The following is a 14,485-nucleotide window of genomic DNA, read 5'->3' as shown; positions in this document are numbered from 1 at the left end:
TGAAGACCTCTTTTTACTGTTTCCCCGATCTTCCCAGCGCTTTCGCTACCAGTTGCTCATAAAGTTCGGCATAGGGTTCCACTGCCTGGCACCAGTTGAACGGTGCGGCCATAGCCCGGCAACGCATGGCGTTGAGCAAGCCTGGGAAGGCGAAGACCTTGAACGCGCGGCTCAGGGCCGCTTCGTAGCTTTCGACAGTGGATTCGTTGAACAGGAAGCCGGTGACGCCATCCTCGATGGTGTCGGCCAGGCCGCCGGTGTTGCGAGCGACCGGCAACGAGCCGAAGCGCTGGGCGTACATCTGGCTCAGGCCGCAGGGTTCGTAACGGGATGGCATCAACAGGAAGTCGCTGCCGGCGAACATGCGCCGGGCGTCGGTCTCGTTGAAGCCGATGCGCACGCCGATCTGGCCGGGAAAGCGCAGGGCCAGGGCACGCATGGCTTGTTCTTCTTCCGGTTCACCACGACCGATAATCGCGATCTGGCCGCCATTTTCGACGATGAAACTGGCGACCGCCTCGGTCAGGTCCAGGCCTTTCTGGTAGACCAGGCGCGATACCACGGCGAACAGCGGGCCGGTGGAGTCGTGCAAGCCAAACAGGTTGCGCACATGGGCGGCGTTCAGGGCCTTGCCTTCCCAGTCACCAATGTTGAAAGGGTGGGTCAGGTGCGGGTCGGTGGACGACTCCCAGCTTTCATCAATGCCGTTGGGAATGCCGCTGAGCAAGCCTTGCTGGGTCTTGCTGGCGAGAAAGCCATCCAGACCGCAGCCAAATTCGGGGGTGGTGATTTCCTGGGCGTAGGTGGCGCTGACCGTGGTGATATGGCTGGAATACGCCATGCCGGCTTTCAGGAATGACAGCTTGCCGTAGAACTCCATGCCTTCCTGTTGCAAGGCGTGTTCGGGAATCCCCAGCTCCGGGCACGAGGCGAGGCTGACCACGCCCTGGTAGGCGAGGTTATGAATGGTGAACAGCGTTGGAGTGCGTGACCCACGCCAGTGCATATAGGCTGGCGCCAGGCCTGCAGGCCAGTCATGGGCGTGCACCAGGTCCGGGCACCAGTGGATCTGCGCCAGGTTGGCGGCAATATCGGCGGCGGCCAGGCCCAGGCGGGCGAAGCGGATATGGTTGTCGGGCCAGTCGCGGCCGTTGTTGGCGCCGTAGGGCGTACCTTCGCGCTCGTAAAGCTCGGGGCAGATCAGCACGTAGATAACCAGGCCGTCCTTGAGGTCCATGCGCCCGATCTTGCACGGTGGCAGCGCGGCGTGGCCCCCCAGCTCACCGATGATATGAATCGGGTTGTCGCTGTCCAGCACCTGCGGGTAGCCGGGGATCAGCACGCGCACATCGTGCAGGTGCGCCATGGCGCGGGGCAGTGCGGCGGAAACGTCGCCCAGGCCGCCGGTTTTCACCAGGTCGGCCAGTTCGGAAGTGACAAACAGCACTTTTTTGCGATTGGGATTCACACGTGGGACCGGCCGCACCGTGTTGGGAAGGTCGGCCAATGAGGTCGGCCCGCCAACCGGCTGACTAAAACGCTCTCCCTGAGTATCTACAGCGGCACTGATCATAGTTCTCTCCCGAGTTCTGGTCGGCTGATGGCATATGGCAATCAGCGAAGGTTGACCGCGTCCTGCGGCCAGGCGCACAAGCGCTACACAGACTGGCAAGCCTTATGCCAGTTGTGCTGGAGTCTTAAATAGAGTGGATGGACGGGCGTTCGGTATGAACCGTCAGCACTCGCCTTACCTTAAACCTGACCTGTGGCAGAGTTGGAAAGTTTCGATTTTTTGCGGGGTTTTTGTTTTGGATCGGACCCATCGGTCATGAGTCTAGGACAGATCCCAGAGCCTGTGGGGTCTGTGGGGTATTTTTGTAGGACAAATTTTTTCATGAGCCCGGTAGCAGCTGTCGAGCGCGCTCCGGTTCAGGATCGGCAGTGCGCCCGACGCAGCCTCGCTGAGGCTCGACAGCTGCTACGGGGGGGAGTGGGAGGTGAAATGTGTGCACTAGCTTAGTGCGCGAAGGGGCACTCCTTTGGCCCACGCTTGGATGTCTTCGATCATTTGCTGGTAGAACTGGCGGTAGTTCTGCTCGCTGACGTACCCCACATGAGGGGTGGCCAATACGTTGGGCAACTGGCGGAATGGATGCCCGGCTGGCAGCGGCTCCTGGGCGTACACGTCCAGTGCCGCGCCCGCCAGCCGGCCATTGGCCAGGGCGTCAATCAAGGCGGCCTCATCGACAATCGGCCCGCGTGCCGTGTTCACCAAATGCGCCGTAGGTTTCATCCAGCCCAACGCTTCGGCGTCCACCAGCCCGCGGCTGCGGTCGCTGAGCACCAGGTGAATCGACAACACGTCCGCCTGTTCAAACAACTCGCGCTTGCTGACCCAGGTCACGCCGCTTTCGGCAGCGCGCTCTGGGGTAAGGTTTTCGCTCCAGGCAATCACGCGCATGCCGAAGGCCTGGCCAAATTTGGCGACCTTCTGGCCAATGCTGCCCAGCCCGAGAATCCCCAGGGTCTTGCCGTACAAATCGCCGCCCAGGCCCACTTGCCAACCCCCGGCGCGCAGGGAATTGGCTTCGGCCAGCAGGTTGCGGGTAGACGCCATGATCAGTGCCCAGGTCAGTTCCGGGGCCGCGTGCTTGTAACTGTCAGTGCCGCATACCTGGATACCCAGGGCCTTGGCCGCAGGAATGTCGATGGCGGCGTTGCGCATGCCGCCGGTCACCAGCAACTTGAGCCTGGGCAAGCCTTGCAACAGAGACTGGTCGAAGGTGGTGCGTTCGCGCATCACGCAGATCACCTCGAACCCCTGCAAACGCTCGATCAACGTGGCGGTGTCCGCCGGGTAATCGTGGAGGAAGTGCACCTGGCCGACCGACGCCAGGACTGACCAGTCCACCACGCCACTGGCCACATTCTGCCAATCATCAATCACTGCGATCTGTACCGACATTCACGCATGCCTCGAAAAAGGTTGGATTAAAGGGCGTTCAGCCCTTGCAACAGTGCCTTGTGAAACTGTGCCGGCTCTTCCATTTGCGGTGCATGGCCCAGGCCCGGGAATTCCACCAGGGTGGCGTGGGGAATCAACTTGGCCACTTGCTTGCCCAGCACCGCGTAGTTGCCGAGCTTCGCCTTGACCGCCGGTGGCGCCAGGTCTTTGCCAATGGCGGTGTTGTCGGAAGTGCCGATCAGCAGCAGGGTGGGCATCTGCAGGTCCTTGAACTCGTAGTACACCGGCTGGGTGAAGATCATGTCGTAAATCAGCGCCGAGTTCCACGCCACCTGGGTGTGGCCGGGGCCTTTGTTCATGCCGGCGAGCATATCGACCCAGCGGTCGTATTCAGGCTTCCAGCGGCCGACGTAGTAGGTGTCGAGCTCGTATTGGCGGATGCCTTCGGCGGTCAGTTTCAACTCGCGCTCGTACCATTGGTCAACGCTGCGGTAGGGCACGCCGATGGCCTTCCAGTCTTCCAGGCCAATAGGGTTTACCAGTGCAAGTTGTTCGGTTTGCTGCGGATAGAGCAGGGCGTAGCGTGTGGCAAGCATGCCGCCGGTGGAGTGGCCGAGCAGGGTAGCCTTCTGAATACCGAGTTTTTCCAGGAGTTGATGGGTGTTGATCGCCAGTTGCTGGAAGCTGTACTGGTAATTGTCCGGTTTGCTGGAGGTGCAGAAACCGATCTGGTCGGGAGCGATCACCCGGTAGCCGGCGTCGCTCAGGGCCTTGATCGATTCATCCCAGGTGGCGCCGCAGAAGTTCTTGCCGTGCATCAGCACGATGCTGCGCCCGTTGGCCTTGCCTTTGGCCGGCACGTCCATGTAGCCCATCTGCAGGGATTTGCCCTGGGACTGGAAGGTGAAGTGCTCTACCGGGTACGGGTATTTGAAGCCTTGCAGCTCGGGGCCGTAGGTCGGACCTTCTTCGGCGGCGAAGGCGGGCAGGGCGCTGCCGAGCAACAGGCTGGCGACGCACAGAGAGCGGATCTTGGACATGGTTAGAGCTCCGGGAACAGTGCCCGGATGCTGTGGCGAGGGGATTAACGGGAGATTAAATCCAGTGCAGGGTGAGCATGGCCAGTACCCCGTAGCGCGCCCCTTTTGCAAGGGTCACCAGCACCAGGAACCGCCAGAACGGTTCGCGCATGACCCCGGCCACCAGGGTCAGCGGGTCACCAATGATCGGCACCCAACTGAGCAGCAACGACCAATGGCCCCAGCGCTGGTAATGAGTACGGGCGTTTTCCAGGTGCCTGGGGCTGACCGGAAACCAGCGTCGATCCTTGAAGCGCTCGACCGAGCGGCCCAGCAGCCAGTTCACCACCGAGCCCAATACGTTGCCGGCCGTTGCAACCCCGAGCAGCAGCCACACGCTGTAATGCCCGCTGATCATCAGCCCTACCAGCACCGCCTCCGATTGCATCGGCAACAGCGTGGCTGCGCCGAAGGCGGCGAAAAACAGTCCCAGGTAACCGGCAAGCATCAATCAGCGTGCCGGATAGTCAGCCACTACCACGTCTTTGCCATCGCGGGTCAGGCCGATGACCTGATAGGCATCGCTGCTGCCGTCCATCTCCATGCCAGGCGAGCCCATGGGCATGCCCGGTGCTGCAATGCCCAGCAAGTCGTCGCGCTTGCGCAGGGCCAAGACCTGGTCGGCTGGCACATGGCCTTCGACGAACTTGCCGTCGATCACGCCGGTATGGCAAGACGCCAGGCGCGGCGCAACGCCCAGGCGTTGCTTGACCTCGCTCATGTTGCTTTCCACATGGTCGTTGACCTTGAACCCGTTGCTTTCCAGGTGGGCAATCCACTTTTTGCAGCAACCGCAGTTGGCATCACGGTGCACGTCAATCGGGATCAGCTCGGCAGCCTGGGCCAGGGTGCTCATGAGCAGGGCCGACAGTGCGGCCAGTCGCAGGGTGGTTTTCATCGTCATCTCGTCGGATAAAGGGCAACAGCGGGGCATTCTCCCTGCTTTTTGGAAAAGGGTTTCCCGGGTGTGTTACGAAGTTTTACGAAAAACCGACAGCACCAGAATAACCGCCTGGTGCTGTCGGAAAACTGAGAGGGATATGACGGTTTTGTCAGGCTGGCGGGGATTCCAGGCGCTGCTTGAGCTGATCAAGGGCCTGGTTGGACAGTGCGATCATGCGCTCATGCAGGGTGGTCAGTTGCAGTTCGGTTTCATAGGTGAGGATGCGCTTGAACAGCGTGCCGTTGCCCTGTACTTGCAGCAGATAATGAATACAGCCATCGACCGCCAATGAGGTGAACGCGGTCTTGAACTCCCGCGGTCGCTGCGCAATCTGCACGCGATAGCTCATGGGAACCCGCACACCCAGCAGGTCGATGGTTTCAGTGAAACGATGACCGGCAGGCAATGAGCCGGCGATACCGGTGTCGGCGCCCAGGGATGTCGGATGCCATTCATGCCAGCGATCCGGTTGGGTAACGTAGTCGTAAACATCGTCGATAGAGGCTTGTATATAGCGTTCCTGACTGATCCGCTCCAGACGGATCGGGTGCTCAACTGCGTGCATGACACACCTCCTGTGTGGCGGAGCGAACTGTCAGAATAGTCCGGCTCCCGCGCATTGCACGGGAGCTTTCAGGCTATTTTTTCAACGCACCTTGAAGCGACCCATCAATGCAATAACCCGGCCATTGGCATCCAGCAGGCTCTGGGTGTTGTGCTCGGTGGCGTGGCCGCTTTGCACCAGCTCTTCGACCATGTGGCGGATGTGCACCATGCTGCGGTTGATTTCCTCGGTCACTGCGCTTTGCTGTTCGGCGGCGGTGGCGATCTGGGTGCTGAGGTTGTTGATATGGCTGACGGAGCCGGCCATCTCGTCCAATCCCGTGTTCACCCGGGCCGTGGCGTCAGCCGCAGACTGGCAGCTGGCCTGGGTGGCTTCCATGGCCGTCACCGAGGAACTCACGCCCGTGGTCAGGCGCGCCAGCATCTCATTGATCTGCGAGGTGCTGGCCTGGGTGCGGGCGGCGAGGGCGCGGACTTCGTCGGCCACCACCGCAAAACCCCGGCCTTGTTCGCCGGCCCGGGCGGCTTCGATGGCCGCGTTGAGTGCCAGCAGGTTGGTCTGGCCCGCGATGGCGCCGATCACGCCGAGGGTTTCGGTGATGCGCGCGGCATCCTGGCGCATGTTTTCCACGGTGTGGGTGGCGCTGGAGACCTCGCCGATCAACGCGCTGACGCTGCGGGAAGCTTCCCCGACCACCACCCGCGAACGGTCGGCGTGCTCATTGGCGCGCTGGGTGAGCGCAGCCGTTTCGGCGGCGTTCTCGGCCACGGTGTCGGCGGTGGAACTCATCTCGGTGATGGCCGTGACGGTCTGGTCGGTTTCCGAGGCATGGCGCACCAGGATCTGGTTGGTCTGGGCCGACGTCTGCTGCAATTGCGCCAGGCTCGACGACATGGCGCCGGTGGCCAGGGTCACTTCTCCGATCATGTTTTGCAGGTAGACGATAAAGCGGTTCACCGAATGGCCAATCGCCCCCAGTTCATCCTCGGCGCGGATGGTGATGCGCCGGGTCAGGTCGGCATCGCCGTTGGACAGTGCGTCGATATTGGTCTTCAGCGCGGTCATCCGGTGCACCAGCTGGCGGATGGCGTACACCGCCAACAGCACCAACAGCAGGATCATCGGGATTTGCAGCATCGCCAACGTGCCCAGTACGTCATCACGTTGGGCGGTGATCAGCGAGGTCGGCAGCGCAGTGGCGAGGAACCACGGGGTGCCTTCGATCGGGCGCATGAAGAACGTGCTGGCCACGCCCTGGTTGTCGAACTCGCTGCGTTGCAGGGTTTGATCACGATGAGCCAGGCCGGCGCTGACCTGGGCGGCAAAGGCCGAGGTGCCGGCCAATTCGCTGATGTTCTTCAACACCACGGGGCCGCTGATGCGCGTGCTGTTGCTGATGATCTTGCCGTCGCCTTCGACGATCAGCATTTGCCCGCCGAGGTCTTTTTCCTTGCTGGCCACCAGGTCGTTGAAGAAGCCCAGGGTCACGTCGATGGTGGCGACGCCATAGGCTGCGCCGTCACGCTGGATCGCCATCGCGCAGTTGGTACGCGGTTCCTGGCTGGCGTCATCCTTGTAGGCCGCCGCCCAGGCGCACTGGCCGCGGGGCGAAGCGAGGCCGCCCTTGTACCAGCTCTGGTCGTAGTAGTTGGGGGCCGCGTCGCTGTTCCAGAAGGTGTTCACCGCCAGCTTGCCCGAGGCATCGCGGTGCCAGAAGGTGCTGTGCTTGTTGCGTCCCGGGGTGCGTTGGTTGGGCAGGGGCCAGATGCCGCCGCCGAACACTTTCAATTCGCCGTACTGGTCCACCAGGCCTGGTAGCACCTTGTCGATGGCGTCGCTGTCCAGCAGCGGGATGGTTTGGGTGATGCTGCGTTGCTGGGCCTGAACCTTGTTCAGTTCGCCCTGGATCTGCTCGGCCACTTCGGCAATGCGATTGAGGGCCACCTGTTCTTCGGTGTGGCGCAGCTTGGGGGCCACCAACTGTCCGATGCCCACCACCGTCAAGACGAATAACAACAGGACGAACAGCACCAGGAACAGGGTGTAGCGGGCTTGGATAGAGCGCAATGAGGGCATGGGGTCGTCCTTACGAAGCGTTTATTGTGCGACGCGGCTTTGTTAGAGCTTCGAAGGGCTATCGGCTTGGGACGGGCGAGCTTGAGGCACTATCGTGCAAGAAAACCCAGGGCAGGGATTCAAGGCGCGGAGCTGGCGGGCCAGCCCCGATCCGGCGTGGCAGGATTATTTGTCCAGCATCTGCATGACCGCTTCCGGGTAGCGCAGCCCGGCTGTGGCGTTGGCCGGGAAGATGGCCTCTAGCGCCGCCAGCTCGGTCGGGCTGAGCTTGACCTCCAGTGCCGCGACGTTTTCTTCCAGGTATTTGCGTTGCTTGGTCCCCGGGATCGGGATCAGGTAATCCCCTTGCGCCAGCACCCAGGCCAACGCCAGTTGCCCGGCGGTCACGCCCTTGTCGGCGGCCAGGGCTTGTACCTGTTTCACCAGCAGCAGGTTCTTCGCGAAGTTTTCACCCTGGAAACGCGGGCTGAACCGGCGATAGTCATCCGCCGCAAAGTCATCCGGGCTTTTCAGCGCGCCGGTCAGGAAGCCGCGGCCCAGTGGGCTGTAGGGCACAAACGCGATTCCCAGGCGTTGGCAGGCCGCGAGGCAACCGTTGTCTTCCTGATCGCGGCTCCATAACGAATATTCGCTTTGCAGGGCGCTGATGGGATGCACCTTGTGAGCGCGCTCCAGGGTAGCCGCCGACGCTTCACTCAAGCCCAGGTAACGCACCTTGCCTTGCTTGACCAACTCGGCCATGGCGCCAACGGTTTCTTCAATCGCCACTTCGGGGTCGATGCGGTGCTGGTAATACAGGTCCAGGGTTTCCACGCCCAGGCGCTTCAAGGTGCCGTCGATGGCCTCGCGAATGTATTCCGGGCGGCCGTTGACGCCACGCAGTGCCGGGTTCGCCGGGTCGCGCACGATGCCGAACTTGCTGGCGAGGAACACCTGGTCGCGCTTGCCGGCGATGGCCTTGCCAATCAGTTCTTCGTTGGTATGGGGGCCGTACATGTCGGCGGTGTCCAGCAGGTTGATCCCCAGTTCCAGGGCGCGGTGCAGAGTGGCGATGGCTTCGGTGGTATCGGTGCCGGTGGTGTAGAAATCGGTCATGCCCATGCAGCCGAGGCCGATGGCGGACACCTGGGGACCATTTTTACCGAGTTGACGTGTGTGCATGGGTCCAGCTCCTGTGTGGGAAGGCCTCCATTGTTGCCCTCGACAAAAGCGGGATAAACCGGCTAAAACCGCTATCACTATTATGAAATTCTAAATAATCCCTGAAGGAAACCGGCCCGTGGACCGTTTTAATGCGATGCGAGTGTTCGTACGGATTGTCGAACTGGGCGGGTTTGCCAAGGCGGCTGACAGCCTGCAACTGCCGCGTGCCTCGGTGACCATCCTGATCAAGCAACTGGAGGCGCACCTGGGGGTGCAACTGTTGCAGCGCACCACACGCCAGGTCAGCCCGACCCTGGACGGTGCCGCCTACTACCAGCGTTGCGTGAGCCTGCTGGCGGACCTTGAGGAAACCGAGGCGGTATTCTCCACCAGCCGACGAAACCCGCGCGGCACGTTGCGTATCGATATGCCGTCCGGGATCGGGCGTTTCCTGGTGATTCCGGCAATGCCCGAGTTCACCACACGTTACCCGCAGATTGATCTGGAAATCGGCCTCAACGACCGCCCGGTGGACCTGATCCGCGAAGGCGTTGACTGCGTGTTGCGCGGCGGCCTGGCGCTGGACGAGTCGCTGGTGGCCCGGCCGCTGGCGATGATGGATCAGGTGACCTGCGCCAGCCCCGGCTACTTGCAGCGGTTCGGCGTGCCATCGACGCTGGATGAGTTGGCCGGCCATCAAGTGGTGGAGTATTTCTCCAGCACCAGCGGCAAACGCTATGGCCTGGAGTTTCAGATCGGCAGCGACATCCGCTTGGTCGACCTGCCCAAGCAAGTGGCGGTCAACAGTGCCGATGGTTACCTGGCGGCCTGTGAGGCGGGTTACGGCCTGGTACAGACGCCGTACTACCACGCCGTTCGCCAGTTGGAAGCGGGCACGCTGGTGGAGGTGCTGGCGCATCAGCCGCCGCCGAAGTTGCCGCTCACTGCGTTGTACCCGCCGCATCGCCAGCTGTCGCAACGGGTGCGGGTATTTGTCGATTGGCTGGTGGAGCTTTGCGCCCGGCCGGGCAACGGGTTACAGCGTCAGCCTTGAGCCTTGCGGTAGGCGCCGGGCTGGATGCCGGTGACTTTATGGAAGGCGCGGGTAAAGGCGGCGACCGATTGATAACCCACGGCGAGGGATACGTCCGCCACCGTCTGGTCTTGCTTGAACAGCTGGCAGGCGTGGCGTACGCGCATCATCAGCAGTACTTGCCCCGGCGACTGCCCGCACAGTTCATTGAAGCGCTTGAAGAACGCCGAGCGCGACAGGCCGGTGCAGGCGGCCATGCTTTCCAGGGTCCAGGGCTCGGCTGGGCGTGCGATCAACTGCTCCAGCAGGTTGGCAAATGCCGGTTGCCGAGCCAGCGCCGCCAGGCCGCCGAGGTCGGTGTTGTCCAGCACCTGTTGGCGCAGCACATACAGGAACAGCAGGTGGCACAGGCGCTCCAGCAGGGCGGGCGAGGGCGCCGGCGTGCGCTCGCATTCCTGCAGGATCAGTTCGAACAGGTTGCGCGCGGCGGTCAGCGATGGGTCACCGGCCCGCAGGATGATCCAGGCGGGCAGGGTGTCGACAATCATCGCCGACAGCCCGGACTGGAAGTGAAAGAACCCGCACACCAGGCCCACGCCGTCACTGGCCTGGCTGTCCAGTGGCAGCATCGGTTTGCGCGGGCATTCCTGGGCGCCGGCGGCAGTGCCATCGCTGGACAAGCGGTACGCCAGGTCCCGCAGCAGGAAGACTGCATCGCCGTTGTTCAATGGGTAAGGGGTCGAGTCGCCGTCAATGTGCATCCAGCACTGCCCTTGCACCACCAGATGAAAACTCGCGCTTGCCAGGCCATGGGTGCTGGCGTGCCAGTCGCCGCAGTAACGCCCGACGTGAAACAGGCTGGTGTTGAGTTCAAGGCTATCTAATAACCAATCGACGAGTGAACTGGACGAATTCATCTAACGGAAAGACTCTAGAGCAAGTAATCGCTACTTTAGACTATTGAGCGGATTTTTTATAACCAACAGACTTGGTACACGAATCCATGAGGAGACCACTCCATGTCCCGCGTACCGATGCTAACCCTGGAAACCGCTCCTGAGGCGGCCAAGCCCTTTCTGGAAAATGCCCTGAAGGGTTCCGGGTTCATCCCCAATCTGTTGGCGGTGCTGGCCAACGCCCCGGCAGCCCTGGAAACCTACATCACCGTGTCGGGCCTGAACGCCAAGTCTGACCTGAGCCTGGCCGACCGCGAAGTGGTGCAACTGATTGCCGCCACCAATCACGGTTGCGATTTCTGCGTCGCCGGGCACACTGCCGTAGCGCGCAACAAGGCCAAGCTGCCGGAAGACGTGATCGACGCCCTGCGCCAGCGCGGTGAACTGCCCAACGAGTGTTATGAGACACTGGCAGCGTTCACCCGTGAAGTGATCGCCACCCGCGGTGATGTCAGCGACGCCGGCTACACCGCGTTCCGTGAGGCAGGCTACACCGACGGTCATGCCCTTGAGGTTATTCTGGGTGTGAGCCTGGCCACCCTGTGCAACTTCGCCAACGTGTTTGCCCGTACCCCGTTGAACCCGGAACTGGCGCAATACCGTTGGGAAAAACCGGCTAGCTGAAGGCGCGCAAGCGTTCGCGATGGTAAACATGCTGCAACAAGGAGAAACATGAATGCTTGACCCAATCTTGAGCCGTTGGCTCGATGTTCAAGCGCAGGCCCTGGATGTGGGCAGTTGCGATCCGCAGGAAGTGCTGCCACGGCTGGCAGAGGCCAATGTATTACGTATCGGTGTGCCCAAGGACCTCGGTGGCCTGGGCGGCGATGTCACCGGCGCGGTGGAAGCTATCGCCGATGTGGCGAGCCATTCCCTGGCGTCGGCATTTGTATGCTGGGGCCAACGCTCGTTTATCGAATACCTGCTGCAAAGCCCGAACCAGCGCCTGCGCGAGCAACTGCTGCCGGACCTGCTGAGCGGCAAGCTGGCCGGGGCGACCGGGCTGTCCAACGCGATGAAGTTTTTGTCGGGCATCGAGTCGCTGCAAATCAGCGCCGAGCCGACCGACGACGGCTGGAACCTCAATGGCCGCCTGCACTGGGTGACCAACCTGCGCAAGAACGGGTTTGTGGTGGCTGCCGCCATCGAGCATGCCCAGGGCGGCGCGCCGTTTATCCTGGCGATCCCGGACTCGGTGTCCGGCCTGCAACGTTCCCGCGACCTGGAACTGCTGGGCCTGCAATCGAGCAATACCGCGGCCCTCGGCTTTGAAGCCGTGGAGCTGAGCCGCGACTGGTTGTTGCATGAGGATGCACGCAAGTTCCTGCCGGCCGTGCGCCCGGCGTTTCTGGGCTTGCAATGCGGCATGTCCATCGGCCTGGCGCGGCGCTCGCTGGCGGAGGTGGCCAATCACCTGGGCTCCAGCCGCACCGTATTGCGTGAAGAGCTGGAAGTGTTGCGTACCTCCTTGGAACAGGCGGTCAACGACCTGAAGAAAGGCCTGCTGGCCGGCCGCTTCGGCACTGAGCCGGTACCGTTGTTCCGCCTGCGCATCGCCCTCGCGGAAATCGCTGCCAGCGCTGTGCAACTGGAGCTGCAAGCCAGCGGCGGCAAGGCCTACCTGACGGCCCACGGCAGCGGTTTTGCCCGGCGCTGGCGCGAGTCGGCATTTGTGCCGATCGTGACCCCGAGCCTGGTGCAGTTGCGCACCGAGTTGAACCGTCAGGCCAATCTATGAGCCAGGCGGTATTGCACGCCCAGGGAATTTGCCTGGGCTATGGGGGCAATTCGGTGCTGGAAGGTTTCGACCTGCAATTGCAGCCCGGCGAAGTGGTGTCGATCCTCGGCCCCAGCGGCGTTGGCAAGTCCAGCCTGCTGCGGGTGCTCGCCGGTTTGCAAGCGCCCCAGGGTGGCAGCATCCGCCTGCTGGGCGAGCCGTTGAATGGCCCGCACCCGCGCGTGGCGGTGGCGTTCCAGGACCCCAGCCTGCTGCCGTGGCTGAGCCTGGAAAAGAACGTCGCCTTCGGCCTGGACTTTGCCCGCCAGCCGCACCTCAGCCCTGAAGAGCGTCGCAGCCGGGTCGACCATGCGATCCACGCCGTAGGCCTGGAACACGCCCGCCAGCAATTCCCGGCGGCGCTGTCCGGCGGCATGGCCCAGCGCACGGCGCTGGCCCGTTGCCTGGCACGCCAGCCGCAGGTATTGCTGCTGGACGAGCCCTTCGGTGCCCTGGATGAAGTGACCCGTGCCGACATGCAGCACCTGCTGCTCAAGGTCAATCGCGAGCAAGGTTCGGCGGCGGTGCTGATCACCCACGATATCGACGAAGCGCTGCTGTTGTCCGACCGGATTCTGCTACTGGGTAACCGCCCGGCGCGGACCCTCGGCGAATGGCGCATCGACTTGCCGCAACCGCGGGAAGAACAGGTGGAAGCCATCGGTACCCTGCGCATCGAGATTCTCAAAACCCTACGGCGGGCGAGCCGCACTGACCCCCAACCCCCTGAACTGCTGGAGCCTTGCCATGTGTCTGGATGACCTCACTCACTCGCGCCGTGACTTTCTCAAACTCTCGGCCGTGCTCAGTGCCGCCGGAGCCTTGCCACTGCTGAGCAGCTTGCAGGCCCGGGCGGCCAGTGAGCCGGACGCACCGGTACGCATCGGCTATTTGCCGATCACCGACGCCACGCCGTTGCTGGTGGCCCACAACAATGGCCTGTTCGAGGCCGAAGGCATCAAGGCCGAGCGCCCGGTGCTGCTGCGCAGTTGGGCCCAGGTGATCGAGGCGTTCATTTCCGGGCAGGTCAACGTGATTCACCTGCTGTCGCCGATGACCGTATGGGCGCGGTATGGCAGCAAGGTCCCGGCCAAGGTCGTGGCCTGGAACCATGTGGGTGGCTCGGGCTTGACCGTGTCGCCGGGCATTACCGACGTGAAGCAACTGGGCGGCAAGTCGGTGGCGATTCCGTTCTGGTACTCGATTCACAACGTGGTGGTGCAGCAGTTGTTCCGCGACAACGGCCTGACCCCGGTGGCCCGTGCCGCCGGCAGTGCGATTGCCGCCAACGAGGTCAACCTGATCGTGTTGCCGCCCTCGGACATGCCGCCGGCCCTGGCCAGCAAGCGCATCGACGGCTACATCGTCGCCGAGCCATTCAACGCCCTGGCGGAAAACCTCAACGTGGGCCGTGTACAGCGCTTTACCGGCGATGTGTGGCGCAACCATGCGTGCTGCGTGGTGTTCATGCACGAGCACGACCTGACCAACCGCCCGGAATGGTCGCAGAAGGTGGTGAATGCGATCGTCAAGGCCCAGGTCTGGACCCGTGACAACCGTGAAGAGGCGGTGAAGCTGCTGTCCAAGGACGGCGAGAACCGCTACACCCCACATGCCGAACCGGTGCTGCGCAAAGTCCTGGCGCCGGCTGCCAGCGACCGTGCGGCTTACCTGGCTGACGGCGCGATCCAGCACGCCAACTGGGATGAGCATCGCATCGACTTCCAGCCGTATCCATTCCCCAGCTACACCGAGGAGCTGGTACGCCGCCTGAAAGACACGCTCATCGAGGGCGACAAGAAATTCCTCGCCGACCTGGACCCCGCGTTTGTCGCCAAGGACCTGGTGGACGACCGCTTCGTGCGCAATGCGATCGCGGCGGTGGGCGGCATGAAGACCTTCGGCTTGCCTGAGGGCTTTGAGCGAAACGAGGAGATTGGCGTTTGAA

Annotated in this window: 14 protein-coding genes; 5 read left to right on the top strand and 9 right to left on the bottom strand. The window is 62.6% G+C overall.

The annotated features are described in order from the left end of the window. Window positions 1-13 precede the first annotated feature (13 nt). The 8 genes from glgA to HX824_RS06125 all read right to left on the bottom strand — a co-directional run bounded on the left by glgA (window position 14) and on the right by HX824_RS06125 (window position 8,789). Window positions 14-1,573, bottom strand: a complete 1,560-nt coding sequence (gene glgA / locus HX824_RS06160) for a glycogen synthase GlgA (RefSeq protein WP_177020003.1) — start codon at window positions 1,571-1,573, stop codon at window positions 14-16. A gap of 438 nt (window positions 1,574-2,011) precedes the next feature. Next, a complete protein-coding gene (locus tag HX824_RS06155; RefSeq protein WP_177054314.1) occupies window positions 2,012-2,965 on the bottom strand; it encodes a D-2-hydroxyacid dehydrogenase family protein in 954 nt (317 codons plus the stop codon). 26 nt (window positions 2,966-2,991) lie between these two features. Then, complete coding sequence (locus tag HX824_RS06150; RefSeq protein ID WP_177054313.1) at window positions 2,992-4,005, bottom strand: alpha/beta hydrolase; 1,014 nt, start codon at window positions 4,003-4,005, stop codon at window positions 2,992-2,994. A 55-nt stretch (window positions 4,006-4,060) separates the two neighbouring features. Beyond that, entirely contained in the window at window positions 4,061-4,492 is a 432-nt protein-coding gene (locus HX824_RS06145) for a YqaA family protein (RefSeq protein WP_003207548.1), read from the bottom strand. 3 nt (window positions 4,493-4,495) lie between these two features. Continuing rightward, the gene (locus tag HX824_RS06140; protein ID WP_003207550.1) at window positions 4,496-4,942 is read right to left on the bottom strand and encodes a DUF411 domain-containing protein; all 447 of its coding nucleotides are present in this window, start codon (window positions 4,940-4,942) and stop codon (window positions 4,496-4,498) included. Between the two features lie 154 nt (window positions 4,943-5,096). Then, a complete protein-coding gene (locus HX824_RS06135) occupies window positions 5,097-5,552 on the bottom strand; it encodes an SRPBCC family protein (RefSeq protein ID WP_003207553.1) in 456 nt (151 codons plus the stop codon). A gap of 81 nt (window positions 5,553-5,633) precedes the next feature. Next, complete coding sequence (locus HX824_RS06130) at window positions 5,634-7,628, bottom strand: methyl-accepting chemotaxis protein (RefSeq protein ID WP_177054312.1); 1,995 nt, start codon at window positions 7,626-7,628, stop codon at window positions 5,634-5,636. Between the two features lie 165 nt (window positions 7,629-7,793). After that, on the bottom strand, window positions 7,794-8,789 hold the full coding sequence (locus HX824_RS06125) for an aldo/keto reductase (protein WP_102605556.1): 996 nt from the start codon (window positions 8,787-8,789) through the stop codon (window positions 7,794-7,796). Between the two features lie 118 nt (window positions 8,790-8,907). Here HX824_RS06125 and HX824_RS06120 point away from each other — a divergent pair, with 118 nt between their 5' ends. Then, a complete protein-coding gene (locus tag HX824_RS06120) occupies window positions 8,908-9,825 on the top strand; it encodes a LysR family transcriptional regulator (RefSeq protein WP_177054311.1) in 918 nt (305 codons plus the stop codon). On the opposite strand, the gene HX824_RS06115 is transcribed toward HX824_RS06120, so the two are convergent. After that, a complete protein-coding gene (locus HX824_RS06115) occupies window positions 9,816-10,721 on the bottom strand; it encodes an AraC family transcriptional regulator (RefSeq protein ID WP_177054310.1) in 906 nt (301 codons plus the stop codon). The genes HX824_RS06120 and HX824_RS06115 overlap by 10 nt on opposite strands. A gap of 102 nt (window positions 10,722-10,823) precedes the next feature. On the opposite strand from HX824_RS06115, the gene HX824_RS06110 reads away from it, so the two are divergent. From HX824_RS06110 to HX824_RS06095, 4 genes are read left to right on the top strand one after another with little or no spacing between them, the layout of a single operon-like run. Next, window positions 10,824-11,384 (top strand): carboxymuconolactone decarboxylase family protein, encoded by a 561-nt coding sequence (locus HX824_RS06110; RefSeq protein WP_177054309.1) that lies wholly within the window; start codon window positions 10,824-10,826, stop codon window positions 11,382-11,384. A gap of 52 nt (window positions 11,385-11,436) precedes the next feature. Then, window positions 11,437-12,498 carry an acyl-CoA dehydrogenase family protein gene (locus tag HX824_RS06105; RefSeq protein WP_003207563.1) on the top strand — a complete coding sequence of 354 codons (1,062 nt, stop codon included), beginning with the start codon at window positions 11,437-11,439 and terminating at the stop codon, window positions 12,496-12,498. Continuing rightward, window positions 12,495-13,298, top strand: coding sequence for an ABC transporter ATP-binding protein (locus HX824_RS06100; RefSeq protein WP_102605551.1), 804 nt, complete (start codon window positions 12,495-12,497; stop codon window positions 13,296-13,298). Before HX824_RS06105 ends, HX824_RS06100 begins: the two co-directional genes overlap by 4 nt. Next, window positions 13,285-14,484 carry an ABC transporter substrate-binding protein gene (locus tag HX824_RS06095; RefSeq protein ID WP_010171568.1) on the top strand — a complete coding sequence of 400 codons (1,200 nt, stop codon included), beginning with the start codon at window positions 13,285-13,287 and terminating at the stop codon, window positions 14,482-14,484. The genes HX824_RS06100 and HX824_RS06095 overlap by 14 nt, the downstream gene beginning before the upstream one ends. The last annotated feature ends 1 nt before the right edge of the window (window position 14,485 follow it).

This window comes from Pseudomonas sp. D4002 (assembly GCF_013385665.1).
Classification (GTDB): domain Bacteria; phylum Pseudomonadota; class Gammaproteobacteria; order Pseudomonadales; family Pseudomonadaceae; genus Aquipseudomonas.
The sequence above is the reverse complement of the archived record's forward strand: the minus strand, read 5'-3'. Positions and strand labels throughout refer to the sequence as shown.